The sequence below is a fragment of the Amycolatopsis sp. NPDC048633 genome (assembly GCF_040650695.1).
Taxonomy (GTDB): domain Bacteria; phylum Actinomycetota; class Actinomycetes; order Mycobacteriales; family Pseudonocardiaceae; genus Amycolatopsis.
On the sequence record NZ_JBEZHS010000039.1, the window covers coordinates 24,568 to 44,154 of the forward strand.

At 71.8% G+C, this 19,587-nt stretch carries 21 protein-coding genes; 2 read left to right on the forward strand and 19 right to left on the reverse strand.

From position 1 onward, the window contains the following. Positions 1-55 precede the first annotated feature (55 nt). From AB0C38_RS41875 to AB0C38_RS41885, 3 genes are all read right to left on the reverse strand, one after another. Complete coding sequence (locus AB0C38_RS41875; RefSeq protein ID WP_360684377.1) at positions 56-1,312, reverse strand: hypothetical protein; 1,257 nt, start codon at positions 1,310-1,312, stop codon at positions 56-58. Then, entirely contained in the window at positions 1,309-1,632 is a 324-nt protein-coding gene (locus AB0C38_RS41880; protein WP_360684380.1) for a PadR family transcriptional regulator, read from the reverse strand. Before AB0C38_RS41880 ends, AB0C38_RS41875 begins: the two co-directional genes overlap by 4 nt. Positions 1,633-1,720: 88 nt before the next feature. Then, positions 1,721-2,167, reverse strand: coding sequence for an Lrp/AsnC family transcriptional regulator (locus AB0C38_RS41885; protein WP_360684383.1), 447 nt, complete (start codon positions 2,165-2,167; stop codon positions 1,721-1,723). 61 nt (positions 2,168-2,228) lie between these two features. Between AB0C38_RS41885 and AB0C38_RS41890 the strand changes: the two genes are divergently transcribed. After that, complete coding sequence (locus tag AB0C38_RS41890; RefSeq protein ID WP_360684386.1) at positions 2,229-3,131, forward strand: SMP-30/gluconolactonase/LRE family protein; 903 nt, start codon at positions 2,229-2,231, stop codon at positions 3,129-3,131. Between the two features lie 15 nt (positions 3,132-3,146). On the opposite strand, the gene AB0C38_RS41895 is transcribed toward AB0C38_RS41890, so the two are convergent. From AB0C38_RS41895 to rsmD, 13 genes are all read right to left on the reverse strand, one after another. Beyond that, entirely contained in the window at positions 3,147-4,307 is a 1,161-nt protein-coding gene (locus AB0C38_RS41895) for an MAB_1171c family putative transporter (RefSeq protein ID WP_360684389.1), read from the reverse strand. Beyond that, entirely contained in the window at positions 4,304-4,873 is a 570-nt protein-coding gene (locus AB0C38_RS41900) for a hypothetical protein (RefSeq protein WP_360684391.1), read from the reverse strand. Before AB0C38_RS41900 ends, AB0C38_RS41895 begins: the two co-directional genes overlap by 4 nt. A gap of 227 nt (positions 4,874-5,100) precedes the next feature. Continuing rightward, positions 5,101-5,535 (reverse strand): helix-turn-helix domain-containing protein, encoded by a 435-nt coding sequence (locus AB0C38_RS41905; protein WP_360684394.1) that lies wholly within the window; start codon positions 5,533-5,535, stop codon positions 5,101-5,103. 58 nt (positions 5,536-5,593) lie between these two features. Then, the gene (gene mutM / locus AB0C38_RS41910) at positions 5,594-6,451 is read right to left on the reverse strand and encodes a bifunctional DNA-formamidopyrimidine glycosylase/DNA-(apurinic or apyrimidinic site) lyase (RefSeq protein ID WP_360684397.1); all 858 of its coding nucleotides are present in this window, start codon (positions 6,449-6,451) and stop codon (positions 5,594-5,596) included. Positions 6,452-6,602: 151 nt separating this feature from the next. Then, the gene (gene rnc, locus AB0C38_RS41915; RefSeq protein WP_360684400.1) at positions 6,603-7,355 is read right to left on the reverse strand and encodes a ribonuclease III; all 753 of its coding nucleotides are present in this window, start codon (positions 7,353-7,355) and stop codon (positions 6,603-6,605) included. Between the two features lie 13 nt (positions 7,356-7,368). After that, positions 7,369-7,551 (reverse strand): 50S ribosomal protein L32, encoded by a 183-nt coding sequence (rpmF, locus tag AB0C38_RS41920; RefSeq protein ID WP_247062158.1) that lies wholly within the window; start codon positions 7,549-7,551, stop codon positions 7,369-7,371. Positions 7,552-7,621: 70 nt separating this feature from the next. After that, positions 7,622-8,230, reverse strand: a complete 609-nt coding sequence (locus AB0C38_RS41925) for a YceD family protein (RefSeq protein ID WP_360684404.1) — start codon at positions 8,228-8,230, stop codon at positions 7,622-7,624. 217 nt (positions 8,231-8,447) lie between these two features. Next, positions 8,448-9,176, reverse strand: coding sequence for a DivIVA domain-containing protein (locus AB0C38_RS41930; protein WP_360684407.1), 729 nt, complete (start codon positions 9,174-9,176; stop codon positions 8,448-8,450). Between the two features lie 113 nt (positions 9,177-9,289). Continuing rightward, the gene (locus AB0C38_RS41935; protein WP_360684410.1) at positions 9,290-9,973 is read right to left on the reverse strand and encodes a hypothetical protein; all 684 of its coding nucleotides are present in this window, start codon (positions 9,971-9,973) and stop codon (positions 9,290-9,292) included. Continuing rightward, a complete protein-coding gene (locus tag AB0C38_RS41940; RefSeq protein WP_360684413.1) occupies positions 9,973-10,473 on the reverse strand; it encodes a SigE family RNA polymerase sigma factor in 501 nt (166 codons plus the stop codon). The genes AB0C38_RS41935 and AB0C38_RS41940 overlap by 1 nt, the downstream gene beginning before the upstream one ends. Before the next feature lie 63 nt (positions 10,474-10,536). Continuing rightward, positions 10,537-11,247 carry a ribonuclease domain-containing protein gene (locus tag AB0C38_RS41945; protein ID WP_360684416.1) on the reverse strand — a complete coding sequence of 237 codons (711 nt, stop codon included), beginning with the start codon at positions 11,245-11,247 and terminating at the stop codon, positions 10,537-10,539. Between the two features lie 142 nt (positions 11,248-11,389). Continuing rightward, positions 11,390-11,875, reverse strand: a complete 486-nt coding sequence (gene coaD, locus AB0C38_RS41950; protein WP_360684419.1) for a pantetheine-phosphate adenylyltransferase — start codon at positions 11,873-11,875, stop codon at positions 11,390-11,392. 58 nt (positions 11,876-11,933) lie between these two features. Then, the gene (rsmD, locus tag AB0C38_RS41955) at positions 11,934-12,491 is read right to left on the reverse strand and encodes a 16S rRNA (guanine(966)-N(2))-methyltransferase RsmD (RefSeq protein ID WP_360684422.1); all 558 of its coding nucleotides are present in this window, start codon (positions 12,489-12,491) and stop codon (positions 11,934-11,936) included. 123 nt (positions 12,492-12,614) lie between these two features. Between rsmD and AB0C38_RS41960 the strand changes: the two genes are divergently transcribed. Beyond that, positions 12,615-14,729: an ATP-binding domain-containing protein gene (locus AB0C38_RS41960; protein ID WP_360684425.1), complete on the forward strand. Its 2,115-nt coding sequence runs from the start codon at positions 12,615-12,617 to the stop codon at positions 14,727-14,729. Between the two features lie 301 nt (positions 14,730-15,030). Here the strand turns inward: AB0C38_RS41960 and AB0C38_RS41965 are convergent, their stop codons facing one another. The 3 genes from AB0C38_RS41965 to AB0C38_RS41975 all read right to left on the reverse strand — a co-directional run bounded on the left by AB0C38_RS41965 (position 15,031) and on the right by AB0C38_RS41975 (position 19,547). After that, on the reverse strand, positions 15,031-18,795 hold the full coding sequence (locus AB0C38_RS41965; RefSeq protein ID WP_360684550.1) for a hypothetical protein: 3,765 nt from the start codon (positions 18,793-18,795) through the stop codon (positions 15,031-15,033). 76 nt (positions 18,796-18,871) lie between these two features. Then, positions 18,872-19,339, reverse strand: coding sequence for a Clp protease N-terminal domain-containing protein (locus AB0C38_RS41970; RefSeq protein WP_360684428.1), 468 nt, complete (start codon positions 19,337-19,339; stop codon positions 18,872-18,874). 4 nt (positions 19,340-19,343) lie between these two features. Next, positions 19,344-19,547, reverse strand: coding sequence for a helix-turn-helix domain-containing protein (locus AB0C38_RS41975; protein WP_360684431.1), 204 nt, complete (start codon positions 19,545-19,547; stop codon positions 19,344-19,346). Positions 19,548-19,587: the final 40 nt, after the last annotated feature.

Below are 19,587 nucleotides of genomic sequence, written 5' to 3' on the forward strand. Positions count from 1 at the left end.
CGGAGGCGGCCTTCGTCGCGTCAGGAGCGGCCCCGACCTCCGCTCCTGATGGCTTCTACCTGGTCGGCGTCGCCGTCGGCGGCGTGGTCGTCGCAGGCGTCGTCGTGGGCGCGGGCGTCGTCGTGGCCGACGGTGTACCCGACGGGGACGGCGGCACCGTCACCTTCGGGATCGCCGCGCTGAACGGCACCCCCGCGTTCTCGCGGCAGGCCGAGCGGTACCCGTTGTAGCCGTTGTAGTTGCCCTGGTCGTCGGTGACGCCCTGCTCGATCTTCGGCCGCGGGAACCGGTTGTCTTCGCCGATCTTCTCCTTGCTGCCGCTCGACCGCTCGCAGCCGTAGCGGGTCAGCGTGATCGGCCGGCCCTGTTCGTCGTAGAGGTAGACCTCCGTCAGCGGCTTGCCCTCGGCGTCGAACGCGTAGACGTTCTCGATCTCGTGGTTGCCGTAGCTCAGCTGGTCGTTGCCGTACCGGTCGGACGACGACGGGTAGTACGACGGCGAGCTCGAGTACGAGTTCCGGTTCGAGATCAGGTCGACCGCGGCACCGAACCCGCCCAGGATGCCGCCGATGACGAACGCCGAGATCGGCACGGCCACCCACAGCAGCCGCCGGTCGCGCCCCAGCCGCGGGCCCACCCACACGGCCGCGCCGCCCGCGACGAGCAGGAACGGCAGCAGCAGCACGGCGTCGCGCGCGCGCAGCATGAGCAACAGCCCGAAGGCGACCAGCACGAAGGCACACACGATCCACCACGCCGGCTTCAGCGAAGCGAGGTAGTTCAGCGCCTTTCCGGAATCCTCCTGACGGCGCCCCTTGGCCAGCGTCTGCCGCAGCCACGCCACCTCCGGCAGCGCCAGCACCGGCTCGATCCCGCCGCGCAGCAGCAGGAACAGGCTGACGAGGAACACCGGCAGGAAGAACAGCACGGCCACCAGCACGTCGGGGTCGACGCTGACGGCGGCACCGAACGCGATCAGCGTGAGCGCCACCGCGCAGAGCACCAGGCCCCAGAACGCGACCCGCGGTTTCACGACACTCGGGGCGGTCCTGGTGGCCAGTACCTGCGTCGAGCCCTCCGCTGCCGGCGGGTACCCGCCGGACGCGCGCAGCTCGGCGGCGTAGCTCTCGGGCGTGCCGAGCCGTTCGATCAGGGCCTCGACGCGGGCACCCTCCCCCAGCTCGGCCTCCAGCTCCGCCAGGTGCGGGCGGACGTCTTCGAGGATCTCTTCGATCTCGCTCGCGGGCAGGTCGGCGAGCGCGGTGCGGACCCGCGCCAGATACACCCGCACGGCGGTCGGCTTCTCGCTCATGCTGCCTCTCCCAAAAGCACGTTCATCGTCGATGCGAAGCTCTGCCAGGTCTTGCCCGACTCCGCCAGGCGGAGCCGGCCCGGCTCGTTCAGGCTGTAGTACTTGCGGTGCGGGCCCTCTTCGCTGGGCACCACGTACGAGGTGAGCAGGCCGGCTTTGTAGAGCCTGCGCAACGTCCCGTACACCGACGCGTCCCCCACCTCGTTCAGGCCGGCGGTCCTGAGTCTTCGCAGGACGTCGTAGCCGTAGCCGTCTTCCTCGCGGAGCACCGCGAGCACGGCCAGATCGAGCACCCCTTTGAGCAGCTGACTGATCTCCACTGCACCCTCCAGTCTTACGCTTGGAAAGGTACCACGCATTGCACAGTAGTGCGCACGGCGGAGGGCCAGTTGGGCGTGTCGGGCTCTTTCAGGCGGTCGGGTCCACCGGGCGTTCGAAGAAGGATTCGAGGATCACGATGGTCTGCGTGCCGGTGACGCCGTCGATCGCGAACAGCCGGCGCAGCGACGCCTGGAGCTCTTCGGTCGTCGGCGTGCGCACCTTGACCAGCAGCGACGCCGGCCCCGCGATGACGTGCGCCTCCACCACCTCGGGCAGGGCTTCGAGGGCCGCGCGCACCGGCTCGTCCCCCATCCAGGCGTTGGCCTCGACGAGGACGAACGCCGCGACGCCGCGGCCGACCGCCCCGGGGTCGACGTCCACGGTGGTCCGGCGGATCACGCCCTGCTCGCGCAGCTTGCGGACGCGCTCGTGAGCCGCCCCCGCGGACAGGCCGACGGCTTTGCCGAGCGCGGCGTACGCCTGCGTCGCGTCTTGCTGCAGTTCGGAGAGCAGCTTGCGATCCACGTCATCCACGACTTGACCATATCAGGTTCGGCAATCCATGCTTATCGCAGAACCTCATTAGGAGCGACTGATGGATCTGATCAAGACGGACTTCGAGGTGCTCGACGAGCGCTTCGCGCGCGTCAACGGCGACGAGTGGATGCAGCGCCTGCACACCGGCTGCCGCTGGACCGAGGGGCCGGCGTACTTCCCGGCCGGGCGCTACCTGGTGTTCAGCGACATCCCGAACGACCGCACGCTGCGCTGGGACGAGACGACGGGCGAGGTCGGCGTGTTCCGGCAGCCCGCTCACTATTCGAACGGGCACACGGTCGACCGCGCCGGCCGGCTGGTCAGCTGCGAGCAGGGCCGCCGCCGCGTGACGCGCACCGAGCACGACGGCTCGATCACCGTGCTGGCGTCGGAGTTCGAGGGCAAGCGGTTCAACAGCCCGAACGACGTCGTCGAGCACTCGGACGGCTCAATCTGGTTCACCGACCCGAGTTACGGCATCGACAGCGACTACGAGGGGTACCGGGCGGAGAGCGAGATCGGAGCTTGCCACGTGTACCGCGTGTCTCCTTCGGGTGAAGTGAAGATCGTCGCGGACGACTTCTCCCGGCCGAACGGGCTGGCGTTTTCGGCCGACGAGTCGCTGCTGTACATCGCGGACACGCGGCAGAAGCCCAGCCACATCCGGGTGTTCGGGGTGGGCCGGGAAGGCGAGCTGACCGGCGGGTCGGTTTTCGCGACGTGCGACAACGGCGCGTTCGACGGGGTCCGGGTGGACAGCGAAGGCCAGGTTTGGGCGGCGGCGCACGACGGGCTGCATTGCTTCGCGGCCGATGGGACGCGGATCGGGAAGCTGCGGGTGCCGGAGATCTGCTCGAACTTCACGTTCGGCGGCGCGCGGGGGAACGAGCTGTTCATCACCGCTTCGAGCTCGCTGTACACGCTGAGGGTGACGGTCAACGGGGCTCGCTACCCGTCGTGAGTGGGAAACAGTGTTCTAACCCGGTTTCTCACTCACGACTCGCTGCCAGGCCCGGCTCACCCGGACCAGCCAGGCCGCTTCCGCCACCACGTCCGCGTCCGCCTCCGCGAGCTGCCCGGCCTCGCCCTGCGCCTGCTCGAACCGTCTCCCCTGCCGGCCCGCCTCGATCGCCGCGGCCAGGGTCACCGCCTCCACCGTCGGCGCCACCTCCGCCTCCGGGACTCCCGCCCGGCGGGCCGCCGTCTCCGCGCGGGCCGGGAGGTCCGGGTCGAAGTGGGCTCGGAGCGCGAGGTGACCGTCGCGGATCTCGATCACCCGGCGGTACAGCGCGAACTCGGCGCCGCCCGTCAGCTCGCGGCCCGGGTCGAACGCGATGCCCGGCACCGCCGCGCGCAACGCCGTCCACAGTGGCTCGATGCGGCGGTAGGCGCGGTACGCCCGCACCCGGCCGAGCACCGACGACACCGCCGGCGACCACGCGCTGAGCGTCGCGCCGGCCGTCACGAAACCGATCGTCGTCGCGGCGAGCACCGACGACGGCAGGTCCTCGCGCGCGCCGATCCGCGCGGTCTGGGCGAGCTGGCGGACGTCGTCGATGTCCCAGAACGTCCACGCGAACGCCGCGCCCACGCCGACCACCAGCAGCCACAGCCCGGTGCGCAGCGGGCCGGGCTCCGCGTGCCACGCGCTGCGGGCGAACACCGCGATCAGCAGGCCGAGGCTGACGAGGCTGTAGACCAGGAAGACGAGCTTGTCGGCCAGGGCGAACGGCAGGCCGGCGCCCGAGAAGACCGTGTCGTCGCCGACGCGCCGCGGTCCGGAAAGCGTGAAGCACACCGCGAGCAGCACCATCGTCGCGCCGGTGACCAGCGCGTGCGGCGCGAGCCGGGCGCCTTCGCCGCGCCACACCGACTGCGTGAACGCGACGGCGAAACCGATCGCGCCCAGCTTCAGCTCGTCGCCGGCCAGGCTCAGGACCCATTCGGTCACCGGGCCGGGGCCGGCGAGGGCGGCCATCGCGGGCGTCAGCACGACGATGCCGGTGGCGATGCAGATGCCGAACCCGGCGAGGAGCCACATGGTGCGCACCGGCTGGCTGCGGCGCGCCTCGACGAGCTTGTACCCGAACCCGGCGAACCCGACCAGGCACAGGTGGTAGGCCAGGGTCTCGATCACGGCGTCCGGCGGCGGGACCGGCCGCCGAAGAGGGAGTCGAAGCGCCGCAGACCGTCCGGGGCGTCGGCTGCGAGCTCACGCGGCTCTCCGTGCCGGACGACGCGCTGCGCGAGCAGGCTCGCGACGAGCTCGGCTTCGCGTTCCTCGACCTCGGTGTAGGTGGTGCGGCCGAGCACGCGCCGGACCAGCTCGGGCGAGAGGTTCGGCATGAGCTGCCGCCCGGCGGCGGCGTCGATCGCGACACCGTCCGCGCCGCCGTCGGGGCCGGTGTGACCGCAGAGCAGGTGGCCGACCTCGTGGAGCAGGATGTGCTGCCGGTGCAGGGCGGTCGTGGTGGTCGGGTAGAGGATGTAGTCGGCGCGTTCGGTGCTCATGAGCAGCCCGCAGGGAGCGCCTTCGGGAGCGCTGACGGGCATGAGCTCGATGGGGCGCCCGCGGCCGGCAGCCAGGCTCGCGACGAACGCCTCGGCAGCGAAGGGCTCCGGAAGGGTGACGGCATCGGCGACCTCGCGAGCCCGCTTCCACAGCGCCCGCCCCGGTCGCCGGCGCCACGATGTCCGCGCCACGTCAGCCCACCCTCCCGCCGCGACCCCACGGCTCCGGCCGGTTCAACGCGACGGGCCCGGCGGGGATACGCGGTCGGGGCAAGATCGGCCACGCGGATTTCGAGAGCGCTTCCAAGCCTGCGCGCCGACGACTCGCGAGAGCGCCCGGCCGGTAGCTCGAACCCATGGGCAGGTCGGCGCCCGGAACCGGGCCCGGCCCGGTTGCCGCTCCCGCGAACGCCGTCACCTCAGCCCTCCCTCTTCGGTCCGCTGCGACCGGCCTCCCTTCGGGCGATCGCGTCGATCATGTCGCTGATCGTGTCGAGGCCGTCCGCCGACAACGTCACCGCGCGCAGGGCCAGGTCCCGGACCCCCGCGTCGCGCAGGGCGCCCAGCAGGGCCAGCTCCTCCGCGATCTTGATGCTCTGCTCGTCGTCGAAGAAGTATGCCGGAGGCACTCCGAAGAACTGGGCCAGTGCTTCGAGGTGACGCTTCGTCGGGTTGTTGCGGCGGCCCGTGCGCAGCTGCCACAGGTACGTCGTCGAGAAGCTCTCGCCCGTTGCTTCACGACAGGCCTTCGCGACCTCTTCGTTGCTGTACGGCTCCCGATCGGGCCTGCGGACCACGTGGAACAGCCGGTCGATCTTGTCGGCCAGCGTCGACTTTCCGGGCTCGTTGACCACGTTGCACTCCCTCAGCTACCAGGCACATTCATCCTAGCTGAAAGGCAAACACCATTTATCAACGCGAGTTCACCCTCGGCCTCGGCTGGCAACGGGGGCAGGAGAACGACGACCGGTTCATGAACGGCTCCCGCCGGATCGCCGTGCCGCACCGGTGGCACGGCAGCCCTTCCTGGCCGTACGCGTCCAGCGACCGGTCGAAGTACCCCGACTGCCCGTTGACGTTCACGTACAGCGCGTCGAACGAAGTCCCGCCCGCGCCCAGCGCCGCGTTCATCACGTCCGACGCCGCGGACAGCAGCTCGCGACCCTTCGCCAGGGTCAGCTTTTCGGTCGGCCTGGACCAGTGCAGGCGAGCGCGCCACAACGCCTCGTCCGCGTAGATGTTGCCGATGCCCGAAACCAGCGTCTGGTCCAGCAGCGCCCGCTTGACCTCGGTGCGCCGCGACCGCAGCGCGCGCACCGCCGCGTCGAGGTCGAACGCCGGGTCCATCGGGTCGCGTGCGATGTGCGCGATCGTGTCCGGGAGCAGCACCTCGTTGAGGTCGTCGAGCGCGAGGCCGCCGAACGTCCGCTGGTCGACGAAGCGCAGCTCCGGGCCGTCGTCGTCGAAGCGCAGCCGCACCCGCAGGTGCTTCTCGTCCGGCGCGCCCTCGGACTGGACGAGCATCTGCCCGCTCATCCCCAGGTGGGCCAGCAGCGCTTCCTTGTCGGACAGCTCCAGCCACAGGTACTTGCCGCGGCGCCGCGCCGCCTCGACGCGGCTGCCGATCAGCCGCTTCGTGAAGTCCTCCGCGCCCAGCGCGTGCCGGCGGATGGCGCGCGGGTGCAGGACCTCCGCCTCGCGGATGGTCCGGCCCGCGACGTGCACCTGCAGGCCCAGGCGGACGACTTCGACCTCGGGGAGTTCGGGCATGCGTTCATTGTGCCCGGGAGGTACGACACTTCTCGAAAGGCACCGGGCAGAACAGACGCATTCCGCCGAGCCTCTCAGTGAATACGAGCGCGGCGGATGATCATCGCGCTACTGAGAAGCCGGCGGAAGCGTCCAACGGAGGTCCCGGTGCTCAGGACTCCGGTTCGTCGTCCTGCTTCTCGGCTTCGAGCTCGGCCGACAGCGAGCGCCAGGCCGTCTCGGCGGCCTTCTGCTCGGCTTCCTTCTTCGTCGACCCGTTGCCGTTGCCCAGCGGGCGGCCGGCGACGAGGACGGTGGCCGTGAACTCCTTGCGGTGGTCCGGACCCGTGTCCTCGACGCGGTACTCGGGCACGCCGAGTCCGGCCGACGCGGTCAGCTCCTGCAGGCTCGTCTTCCAGTCCAGCCCGGCGCCGCGCAGCGGAGCTTCGGCGAGCAGGCCGTCGAAGAGGTGGTGCACGAGCTTGCGGGCGATCTCGATGCCGTGCGCCAAGTACACGGCACCGATGACCGCTTCCAGGCCGTCGGCGAGGATGCTCGCCTTGTCCCGGCCGCCGGTGAGCTCTTCGCCCTTGCCCAGCAACAGGTGCGCCCCGAGCCCGCCGTCGCCGAGCGCGCGGGCGACCCGCGCCAGCGCGTGCATGTTGACGACGCTGGCGCGGAGCTTCGCGAGCTGACCTTCGGGCAGGTCCGGGTGCGTGTTGTACAGGTGATCGGTGACGACCAGGCCGAGGACCGCGTCACCGAGGAACTCCAGCCGCTCGTTCGGCGGCAGGCCCCCGTTTTCGTACGCGTACGAACGGTGGGTCAGCGACAGCCGGAGCAGCTCGGGGTCGAGTGTGACCCCGAGCGCTTCGAGCAACGGCGCCGGATCGGCGGGTGGTCCCCCGGGCGTCTTGCCCCCCATGTCGGCTACCCGATCAGGCGGGCTCGACGACCTGGCGACCGTTGTGCTGGCCGCACGACGGGCACGCGATGTGCTGGAGCTTCGGCTGCTTGCAGGCGCGGTTGGAGCAGGGCACCAGCTGAACCGGAGCCGCCTTCCACTGGCTGCGGCGGGCGCGCGTGTTGGATCGCGACATCTTCCGCTTCGGGACGGCCACGAGTAGATCTCCTTAAGACGGTCTGCTCGCGGTGCGAGCGAACTTTCCTCACCGACGAGCTGGACGCTCGTCAGGCTTGCTCTTGCTCAGCGGGGTCCTGCGCAGGCTTTTCGCCCGCATTCTCGTCGAAGCGCTCGACCAGTGCGGCCCACCGAGGGTCTATCTTCTCATGCCCGTGTCCGGGCTCGAGATCGGCCCACTTGACGCCGCAGTCGATGCAGAGCCCGGCGCAGTCCTCGGTGCACAGCGGCGCCAGCGGAAGGGCGAGCACGACGGCGTCGCGCACGATGGGCTCGAGGTCGATCCGGTCGTCGATCAACCGGGGGATCTCGTCCTCGTCGGTCGTCTCCTCGGTGGCCGAACCCGGGTAGGCGAACAGCTCCTGGACCTCGACCTCGACCTCCTCGGTCACCGGGTCGAGGCACCGCGCGCAGGCGCCCTTCGCGGTGGCCTTCGCGGTGCCGCTGACGAGCACGCCTTCGACGACGGACTCGAGCAGCAGATCGAGCTTGAGTTCGGAGCCGGCGTCGATGGTGATGACATCGGGGACGCCGAGCGGCGTCTCCACCGGCACGCTGCGCTGGACGGCGCGGCTGAGGCCGGCGTGACGGCCGAGCTCACGGGTGTCGATCACCCACGGGCTTCGGTCGTCGAGCTGGGGGGTCTTGTTCTCGGACATCCAGTCCAGGGTACGCACCGGGTGCCACCCCTTTGGAGCTGGCACCCGGCGCAGGTTGCGACGACGGCCGGCACCCAGCGCGGCTTCCGGCGGCAGCGAACGTCATGAACGACTCGTTCATGACGCCGGACGCACTGAACGAGTCGTTCATGACGTCCGGCACCCGAGCACCCGGCGCAGGTCGCGACCACGACGGCCGGAGGGAGCGAGATTCGCGTCACACCTGATAGTCGTACAGCGTCGGGCGGCCGCCCGAGTTCGGCAGGTTCGCCGGGGAGCGCAGGTGGTTGCGGCCCGAGTCGACGGTCCGCAGCGTCGTCGCCAGCAGCTCCGAGAACTCCGCCAGCTTCCCGTCCACGTACGCGTCGCAGTCGCCGCGCTGGCGGTCGGCCTCCGCGTGGGCCTCGTCGACGATGCGCGCCGACTCCGCGTGCGCCGCCTGGACGACCTCGGTCTGCGCCACGAGACGGCCCTGCTCGGCGCGGCCGTCCTCGATGGCGCGGTCGTAGGCGTCGCGGCCGGCCTGGATCATGCGCTCGGACTCGCCGCGGGAGCGGTCGGTGAGGTTCTGGTACTCGGCCTGGCCCGCCGCGACCGTGCGGTCGGCCTGGTCGTGCGCGTCGGCGAGCATCTGCTCGGCGCGGGCGCGCGCGTCGGCCATGATGCGCTCGGCTTCGTCGGTCGCCTCGGCGATCGCCTGCTCGGCCTCGGCGTTCGCGCCGGCGACCGTCTCCCCCGCCTCCTTGCGGGCGGCGTGGATCAGGTCGTCGCGCTTGTCGAGCACGTCCTGGGCGTCGTCGACCTCCGCCGGCAGTGCGTCGCGGACGTCGTCGAGGAGTTCGAGAACGTCGCCGCGGGGCACCACGCAGCTGGACGTCATCGGGACGCCGCGCGCCTCCTCGACGATGGTGACGAGCTCGTCGAGCGCCTCGAAAACCCGGTACACGGCAACTCCAATCCCCTGTCGCTGAGATCAGTCTGCCCGTTTTCCCCGCGGAACCGGTGAACGCCACCGGCACCGGGCGTGTCCCCCTCGGCCACGCCCGGTGCCGGCTCCCCCTACGGCAGCTCGAAGGCCGGATCGGTGATCACCTTCGTGAGCTGCTCCCGGGTCATCGAATACCCGATGCCCTCGATGACGCTCACCGTCGAGCCGTCGGGCCGGTAGAGGAACCCGTTGAAGTCCTGCTTCACCGTGACCCCGCTTCCGCCCTGGTACGCCAGCTCGGAGATCACCAGCACGGCGCCGCCGGGCTGGGGAACCCCGGTGCAGTGCGCTTCCGGGCGGGATCCGGAGCAGAGCCGGTCGGGCGGCACGACCGACGCACCGGCCGCCGGGCCGCGCACGGTCAGCTGGAAGTTGCCCGGCTGTCCGGTCGCGTCGACGAACTCGGCCGACACGCTCATCTGCGCCGGTTCGACGGAGTCGGCGGGCGAGGTCCCCACGCTCAGGTGCCGCAGCCCGGGCAACACCCGCGTCACGGCGTCGGTGAGCGCCTGGCGGATCCGGGCCTGCTCGGCGGGCGACGGCAGCAAGGGCCCGCCCGCCGGAGGCGCCGGGGCGGGTCCGGGACCGGCGAGGAACGCGGCCACGACGGCAGCGCACGCGACGACGGTGACCGCGAACCCGGCCGCGCGCTTGCGGGCCAGCTTCGCCGCCCGGTCGGCGACCTCGTCGGGGTCGAAGCCGAGCGGTGGCTCATCGAGGTGGACTTCCCGCAGGCGGGTCTCGAGGTCGGTCATCACGCGCTCCTCTCCGCGCTGTGCTCGAGGACGCCCCGGAGGGTCTCGAGCCCGCGCGCGGCCTGGCTCCGGACGGTTCCTTCCGAGCAGCGCAGCACTTCCGCGACGTCCGCGGCCGGGAGGTCGGCGCAGTAGCGGAGCACCACGGCGGCGCGCTGCTTCGGCGGAACTTCGGCGAGGGCGCGCAGGAGCGGGGCGGAGATCCCGGTCTCCGGTGCGGGAGAGGGCTGGTCGGGCACGACGCCGTCACGGCGTTCGCGGTGCCGCCACGGCCGTCGCTGCTCGTCGAGCCAGCAGCGCAGGAGAACCTGCCGGGCGTAGTTGTCGACCGGCCCGCGGCGGGTGATCTTCGGCCACACCCGGTAGAGCTTGACCAGGGCGTTCTGGACCAGGTCCTCGGCCAGGTACCAGTCGCCGCACAGCAGGTACGCGGTGCGCCTCAGCGCCAGCGCCCGCGCCCGGGCGAACTCCCGGAAGTCCGCGTCGTCCCCAGCGCGCATCGCGCCTCCTCGTCCTCGTTCCGGTGTACCTCACGGACGGGGAGGCGCGGCGCGTTGCACGGATCAGGAATTCAGGTCGATCCGCTTGAAGGTGACGTAGTGGTCGGGCGTGTAGGCCAGCTCGCCCGCCTTGCCGGAGATCACGCGGTCGTTCGTGCCGACGGTGAAGAGCTTGTAGTAGCCGGATGCGCAGGCCGGGAGCACGCCCTCGCGGTTCTCGTACGTCGTGCTGCTGGTCGCCCCGCCGCGGACGTTGTCGACCACCGTGCGAGCGGCCGCGGAAAGCTGGGAGTAGCCGACCTTCGTCAGGCCCGTCAGGTCACCGCAGGCGTGCGTCGTGCCGCCGCCGCTGATGTCGATGACCTTGAAGGTGGCGTAGTGGTCGCCGGTGTAGAAGTACTCGCCGCCCGAGCCGGTCACGATGCGGCGCGTGCCGCGGTTGCTCGAGCCGGGTGTCGGCACCGTGTACTCGTGGTAGTAGCCCGACGCGCAGGACGGGAGGATGCCTTCCCGGTTGTCGAAGACGACGCCGTCGTTCTGCGGGTACGGGAAGGGGCCGCCCTTCCGGATCAGGTTGTACGTCGTCGTCGCCTCGGCGGGCAGGGCCGGGAGCGTCGTGTGGGAGAACCCGGAGAGGTTCCCGCACGCGTTCTGGGCGGCGACGGCCGGTGATGCCGGTGCTGCTGTCACCGCTTCGGCGGCGGTGACCCCCATGGACAGGGTGGCCAGGAGCGCGAACAAGACCGCGACCAGGTGTGATCGGTAGTTGGTCATTTTCGGACCGTAACCCGATCGGATGATCGTCAGAAGACGAGAGCGTGAACTCCGGCCGTGCGCGAGGGAAGTCCCGACGAACGTAGGGGGCCGAACGACGGGAACCGGACGTCCCGCGTTGCGAGCAGTCTCTTGTGGATGATCAGGCGCCGAGCTTCGGGAACTTCTCCGAGAGGCGCTCGTAGACCACCGCGGGGACCAGGTGCTCGATGTCGCCGCCGAGCGCCGCGACCTCCTTGACGAGCGAGCTGGACACGAACCCGTACGCCGGGTTGTTCGCCATCAGCAGCGTCTCGACGCCGGTCAGCTCGCGGTTCATCTGCGCCATCTGCAGCTCGTAGTCGAAGTCGCTGACCGAGCGCAGGCCCTTGGCGATCGCCGCGATGTCGTGCTCGCGGCAGTAGTCGACGAGCAGGCCTTCCCAAGCGTCGACGCGGATGTTGGGCAGCTTCGCGGTGATCTCGCGCAGCATCTCCAGGCGCTCCTCGATCTCGAAGAGGCCCTTCTTGCTCTTGTTCACCCCCACCGCGACGACGACTTCGTCGAACAGCCCGCTCGCCCGCTCGATGATGTCGAGGTGCCCGTTGGTGGCCGGATCGTAGGAACCGGGACAGACCGCACGCCGCATGGCGCGGACGCTACCGTGCCGCAGGTCGCGGCGCCCGCTCCGCCGGGCGTGGCCCACGTCACGAAGTGCGGTAGTCCGCCCAGAAGACCGCCGTGTCGCCGTACTTCTTCGCGCGCGAGGGCTCGAAGCCCGCCGGCCAGTCCGGCTCGCCGTCGCGGGCCGCGCGTTCGACCACGACCAGCGCGCTCTCCCCCAGCCAGCCGCCTGCCGCCAGCGAAGCCAGCACCTTGCCGAGCGCGGCCGCGTCCACGGCGTAGGGCGGGTCGGCCAGCACCAGGTCGTACGGCCGGGGCGCGGGCGCCGCGACCACCGCCTCGACCTGCCCGGCCCGGACCGTGCCGCCCAGGCCCAGCGCCGCGACGTTGCCGCGCAGGACGTCCACGGCGCGCCGGTCGGCCTCCACGAAAAGCGCGTCCGCCGCGCCGCGGGAGAGCGCTTCGAGGCCGAGGGCGCCGGAGCCCGCGTAGAGGTCGAGGACGTGCGCGCCGTCCAGCTCGCCCGCCGTCTCCAGGGCGTTGAACAGGGCCTCCCGCACGCGCTCCGACGTCGGCCGGGTGCCCTTCGGCGGCACCTTCAGCCGCCGCCCGCCCGCCGTCCCGGCCACGATCCTGGTCACCCCCCGATTGTGCGGGGGCGGCGCGCGGCGCGGATGACCGGGACACGGGTGTACCCGCCGGACCCAACGCGTAGAGTCGTTCTTCGCCCTCGGAGGCGATCCAGAGCTGTCAAGGAGCCATGCGTGTCGGAACCTCGGGTCAGACGGGCCGAGATCGCCATCGAACAAGCCCACGTCGATCGCGTGTACACCCGTCTGGACGAACTGCGTGTCCAAGCCGAGGCGATGCGCACCAAGGGCTACGAGATCGGCAAAGGCGCGCAGCGCGAGGCGATCTTCGAGCAGGCGTCGATGCTGTTCGAGCGCGACATGATGGTCTACCACGCGAACCAGACGCTCCAGACGCTCGACGCCGAGTACGAGGGGCTCGTTTTCGGCCGGCTCGACGACCGCGAAGGGGAACGCACCTACGTCGGCCGGCTCGGCATCCGCGACGCCGAGTTCGACAACCTCGTCACGGACTGGCGCGCGCCGGCCGCGGCCGCGTTCTACCAGGCCACCGCCGAGGAGCCGATGGACGTCGTGCGGCGGCGCGTGATCCGCTGCTCCGGCCAGAACGTCCTCGACGTCGACGACGACGTGCTGATCGCCGACGCCGTGCCCGAGGACATGCAGATCGTCGGCGAAGGCGCGCTGATGGCCGCGCTGGGACGTTCGCGTGGCGAGAAGATGCGCGACATCGTCGCGACCATCCAGAAGGAGCAGGACGAGGTGATCCGGGCGCCGTGGCGCGGCGTCACCGAGATCACCGGCGGCCCGGGCACCGGCAAGACCGCGGTCGCCCTGCACCGCGCGGCCTACCTGCTGTACCGCTACCGCCGTCAGCTCGGCGGGGCCGGCGTGCTCGTGATCGGGCCGTCCGGAGTGTTCACCAGCTACATCTCGCGCGTCCTCCCCTCGATGGGGGAGACGAACGTGGAGCTGCGCGCGCTCGGCGAGGTCCTCGACGGCCTGGAGGCGACGCGGCAGGACGCGGCGCCGCTGGCCGCGATCAAGGGGTCGCTGCGGATGCGGAAGATCCTCCTGCGGGCGCTGCGGGACACCCCGCCGGAGGCGCCCGAGGAGATGCGGATCGTCTACCGCGGCGAGGTCCTCCGGCTGAACGCGCGGGAGCTCGAGAAGGTGCGCCGCAGGGCCCACACGCAGGGCGCGCCGCCGAACCGGTCGCGGATCCGGGCGGCCGAGATGCTGCTGGACACGCTCGCGGCGAAGGCCGAGGAGTACGCGAAGGCCGATGGCAAGCCGTTCGAACGGGCGGACCTGATCACCGATCTGGGCGAGCGGATCGACTTCCACCGCTTCCTGGTCGTCTGGTGGCCGGTGCTGTACCCGGCGCAGATCCTGAAGTGGCTGGGCGAGGAGAAGCGGCTGGCGTCGGTGGCCAAGGGCGTCCTGAACCGGCAGGAGATCTCGCTGCTGGCCAGGGATCTCGCGGACCGGTCGCGGGGCTGGTCGATCGCGGACGTCGCGCTGCTCGACGAGCTGCGCGTGCTGATCGGGCCGCCGCCGAAGCGCAAGCGCCGTCAGCTGATCGAGGTGGAGCCGCAGCGGTCCGGCGGCGCCCCGACCCGGCCCGAGCACTACGACGAGTACTCGCACGTGGTCGTCGACGAGTCGCAGGACCTGTCGCCGATGCAGTGGCGGATGGTCGGCCGGCGCGGGAAGTACGCGAGCTGGACGGTCGTCGGCGACCCGGTGCAGAGCTCGTGGCCGGACCCGGCGGAGGCCGCCCAGGCGCGCGACCAGGCGTTCGGGGTCAAGACCGCGCGGCGGCGGTTCACGCTGCGGACGAACTACCGGAACTCGGCCGAGATCTTCGACCTGGCGGCGAAGGTGGTGGCCGGGCACGCGGAGTCGGGCGAGCTGCCGGTGGCCGTGCGCAAGACGGGCGTCGAGCCGGAGGTCCGCCCGGTGGAGGCGGCGGGCCTGGCGGCGGCGACACAGGCGGCGGTGAAGGAACTGCTGGGCGCGGTCGAGGGCACAGTCGGCGTCATCACGGCGATGGACCGGGTGCCGGAGGTCTCGGGCTGGGTGTCGGGACAGGCGGACGAGCGGCTGAAGGTCGTCGGCAGCCTGGATTCGAAGGGCCTGGAGTACGACGCGGTGGTGCTCGTGGAGCCCAACGACCTGATCACGGAGTCGACGACCGGGCGGCGGGTGCTGTACGTGGCGCTGACCCGGGCGACGCAGCAGCTGATCGTGCTGGCCTCGAACCCCGACTGGATCCCGGCGGCCTGACCTGAGCGGTCGGCTCGCGTACCTGGGTACGTCGGCCGGCCGGATGGCATGAACGACTCTTTCATCTCGCCGGACGCGGTGAACGAGTCGTTCATGACGTCGGCCCCGGGCCCGGACACGCTGAAGGGCCCCTTCGAGGGACGGCGGCGGGGTTCCCGTGCCCTTGAAGGAGCCCTTCAGACCCCCGGTGAAAGAAACGTCTCGTGGACGAAAGACGAATCTCGTCCGAGGGCATGTCTAGTGGACAATCGTTGTTCGGTGTCCGCGCGCCGGCACCGAACAACAACGCCGAACAACCCGGTCAGGGGCAGGGCGGGGTGTAGTCGATGCCCGGCAGGCTCGCCGACCACTCGACCTCGGTGATCCGGGGTGCCGCGACCGCGCAGATCCTCGCCGCCGCGCGGTCGGGGTCGGTCTCCGAGAACCGGACCGTGCCGTCCGCGACCGTTCCGGCCAGCGTATGGCCGTCCGGGGCGTACTGCACGGCGTAGACGCGGTCGCCTTCCTCGGGCAGCACCGCGGCCGGCTCGTGGCGGGCGACGTCCCACAGCCGGACCGTGCGGTCGTAGCTGCCGGAGGCCAGCACGCGGCCGTCGCCGCTGAAGGACACCGACATGACGATGTCGGCGTGCCCGGCGAGGACCGCCGACACGTGCGCGGCGGCGGGGTCGCCGACGTCCCACAGGCGGATCATCCGGTCGGCGCCGGCGGTCGCCAGCGTCCGGCCGTCCGGGCTGAACGCGACCGAGAAGATCGTGTCGGTGTGCCCTTCGAGCTTCGAGAGCGGCCGCGGGCTCCGGGGCGCCGAGACGTCCCACAGCCGCGCGGTGTGGTCCCAGCCCGCGGTCGCCAGCGTCCGGCCGTCGGGGCTGAAGGCGAGCGTGTGGACGTCGTCCTCGTGGCCTTCCAGCTTCGCGATCTCCACCGGGTGCCGGGGGTCGGCGAGGTCCCAGAGCCGGGCCGTGTGCCCGTCGCCCGCGGTGGCGAGCACCTTGCCGCCGGGGCTGAACGCGACCGCGTCGATGTCGTCGTGCGGCCGGGCGAACACCACCGGCGGCCCGGGGTGGGCGGGGTCGGTGATGTCCCGCAGCGACATCGTGTGGTCCCAGCTGCCGGTGGCCAGCGTCCGGCCGTCCGGGCTGACCGCGACGCCGCAGACCGCGTTGCCGAAGCCGCCGACGGTGGCGACGGTCCTGGGCGCGCCCGGGTCGGTGAGGTCGTGCAGCCGCACCGCCTCGTCGTAGCCGCCGGTGGCGAGCACGCCGCGGCCGAACGCGGCGTGGCACGCCTGCGCCGTGTGCGCGGGGAACGCCGGGCCGGGCAGGTCCCAGAGCCGGGCGGTCTGGTCGTCGCTGGCCGTGGCGAGGGTGCGGCCGTCGCGGGTGAACACCGCGGAGCCGATCGCGCCGGTGTGCCCGGGCAGCGACGACAGCTCGCGCGGCTGCCGCGGGTCCGCGACGTCCCACAGCCGCGCGGTGCGGTCGAACCCGGTCGTGGCCAGCGTGTGCCCGTCGGGGCTGAACGCGACCGACCGCACGATCGCCTTGTGCGCGCCGAGCGAAGACAGCTGCCGAAGCATCGCAGGGTCGGTGACGTCCCAGAGGCGCGCGGTCTCGTCGGCGCTCGCCGTGGCGAGGGTGCGCCCGTCGGGGCTGAAGGCGACCGAGTGGACGACGTCGGTGTGCCCGGTCGCGACCCCCAGTGGACTCCGCGAGGCGACGTCCCAGACGCGCGCGGTCTTGTCGGCCGACGCGGAGGCGAGCAGCCGGCCGTCCGGGCTGAAGGCGAGGTTGTTGACGTACGACGTGTGCCCGGTCAGCTCGCCCGCCGGTCGCGGGTGGGCCGGGTCGGTCGTGTCGTACAGCCGGAGCGTGCCGGTGACGTCGCCGGTCGCCAGCAGCGGCCCCACCGGGCTGAAGGCGACCGCGTACGCCTTGCCCTCGTGCTGCTCGACGACCACTCCGGGCCCCGGCCGCGCCGGGTCACTGACGTCCCAAACCCGGGCGGTGCCGTCGAAGCCCGCGGTGGCGACGGTCCGGCCGTCGGCGCTGAAGGCGACGTTGTTGACGTTGCCGGTGTGCCCGGCGAGGACGCCGAGCGGCACCGGGTGGTGCGGGTCGTGGACGTCCCACAGGCGCGCCGTGCCATCCCAGCTGGCCGTGGCGAGAACCTGCCCGTCGGGCCGGAGGGCGACGGTGTTGACCCGGCCGGTGTGCCCGGTGACGCGGGTCGAGTACGGCGTCGCGAACATGCCGAGCACGCTGCTGCGCGCGTCCGCGCTCGGGTCGAGCCGGTACGCGGCCAGCGCGAGCTGCGCGGCCAGCGCGGGGTTGGTGGCGCGCATGGCCAGCGCCTGGCCGGCGACCTTCTGGGCGAGCGCGCTGTTGCGCTGGTCGGTGGCCGTGTTCTCGGCGCGCACGGCGTACACCGTGGCCGCGAAAGCGAACACCAGCAGCGCGGCGAGCAGCGCGACGAGCTGCCGCAGCCGCCGCGTGCGACGGCGCTCGCGCTCCTGGTCGGCGTGCTCGACGGCGAGGCTGGCGTCGAGGAACCGCCGTTCCCGCTGGGAAAGCGCCGTGTCCTGGCGCGCGGCCCACTCCCGCGCGATGGCCAGCCGGGTGCCGCGGTAGAGCCAGCCGGGATCCTCGTCGACGGACTCCCAGGCGTCGGTCGCCTCGGTGAGCTGCCGGTGCACGCGCAGGCCTTCGCGGTCCTCGGTGAGCCACTCGCGCAGCCGGGGCCAGCCGCGGATGAGGGCCTCGTGCGCGATCTCGATGCCGGTGTCGTCGAGGGTGACCAGCCGCGCGGCGGCGAGCTCGCCGAGCACGACGGCGGTGTCCTCGTCGTCGGTGTCGAGCTCGGCGCGGCTGATCCGGCGCTTGGTGTCTTCGGTGCCTTCGCCGAGCGCGGTCATCCGGAGGAAGATCTGCCGCGCCAGCCGCTGCTGACGCGCCGAGAGCGTCGCGAAGGTGCCTTCCGACGTCTGCGCGACCGACCGCTCGATGCCGCCGGTGGACTCGTACCCAGCCAGCGTGAGCGTGGTGCCGCGGCGCCGCCGCCACGTCTCCAGCAGCGCGTGCGAGAGCAGCGGGAGCACGCCGGGCTGGCCGGTGGCGTCCGCGACGAGCCGCGAGACCAGGGCGTTTTCGACGCGGTAGCCGGCGTCGACGGCGGGCCGTGAGATCGCCTGCCGGAGCTCCTCGGTGGTCATCGGGCCGACGAGGACCTGCGCGTCCTGCATGGCTTCGGCGAGGTCCGCGTGCCGCGCGCAGTGGGTGTAGAAGTCGGTGCGGATGCCGAGGACGACCCGGGTCCGGCTGCCGGGCTCGGTGGTCGCGCTGACGAGCGCGCCGAGGAAGCGCGCGCGTTCCTGGTCGTCCTGGCAGAGGGTGAAGACCTCTTCGAACTGGTCGACGACCACGACGACGTCGGTGTCGTCGATGTCAGCCAGCTGCCGGGCCGCGAGCCCCAGGTTGCGCGGGTGCGCGGCGAAGTCGTCGAGCAGCGCGCCGGGCGCCAGGCCGAGCGCGGCGGCGAACTTCACGGCGCATTCCTGCAGCGGCCGGGCGCCCGGGGTGAGCAGGATGACCGGGTCCTTCACCGACGGCAGCAGGCCGGCGCGCAGCAACGAGGACTTTCCCGAACCGGACGCGCCGAGGACGGCGAGAAAACGCTGTCTCGAAAGCCGGCCGACGAGCTTTTCGACCAGCCGTTCCCGGCCGAAGAATCGGCTCGCGTCCGTGGGGCCGAATGCGCCCAGACCGACATAGGGCGGCTTTTCCCCGGTTTCCGGCTCGGGTGGTGAATCGGCACCATCCCCGCGTGAGTCGTCGGCGGCGGCGTGCCAGCGCTCTTCCCATTCGCCGGGAACCCCGCCACAGGCCCGGACGTAGGCCAACGTCACGGCCAGGCTGGGGAGTTTCCGCCCGCCGGCGGCCTCCGAAAGCGTCCCGGCCGAGTAGTGCGCGCGCCGGCCGAGCTCGCGGTAGGTCGGATTCCCGGCACTCTCGCGCAAACGCCGGAGATCGGCGGCGAATTCGGTGAGCGGGTCGTCCCCGGGATCCAAGGGTCGCTCCGGACGCGGCACCCCGTCCTCCCTTTTTCCGCCGGTTTCGGTCAAAGGTATCGGGTGTCGCGGCGCGTCAGGGCTCGTTCGGCGAAACCAGCCTCCGGCGCACGGCTTCGGCGTCGACGCCCAGCTCCGCGAGCAGGTCGGCGGCCGGATCCGGCGGGGTCACCTTCAGCAGCGCACGCAGCAGTTCGGCGGGTTCTCTCGGCCTCCCGCGGATGGCTTCGTCGACCACCGCGCGGGCGTTCGACGTCAACGCGCCCGGGGACAGCCGCCCCCGTTTCACCGGGACCTCGGCCGGCCGCAGTCCCTCCACTTCGATGCCGAGCGCCGCCAGCGCCGCCCGGTCGAGGCGCTCGAGGGCCGCGCGCGCCTCTTCGAGGGTCTTGCCGAGGGCCCGGGCGCCGTCCGGGTCGTGGAGCAGGCCGAGCAGCAGGTGCTCGGTGCCGAGGCGCCGGTCGCCGCGGCGGCGGGACTCCTCCAGGGCCGCCGTCACCACCACGGCGAACGGGCTCTTCGCGATCAGCCGGTCGAGCACCACGGCCTCACTTCCCGTACTTCGCGTGCACGGACTGGCGGGCGACGCCGAGGGCGTCCCCGATCTGCTCCCACGACCAGCCGCGCTCCCTGGCGTGCGCGACCGCGGCCGCCTCGACCTGCTCGGCGAGCCGGTGCAGCGCGCCGACCGCCCGCAGCGCGACCGCGGGGTCGGTTGCCGAGATCCGCCCGGAAAGCTCTTCCGCCTCCATGGCATGTCAGTCTAGCCTGACAGTGATCTGTCAGGACAGA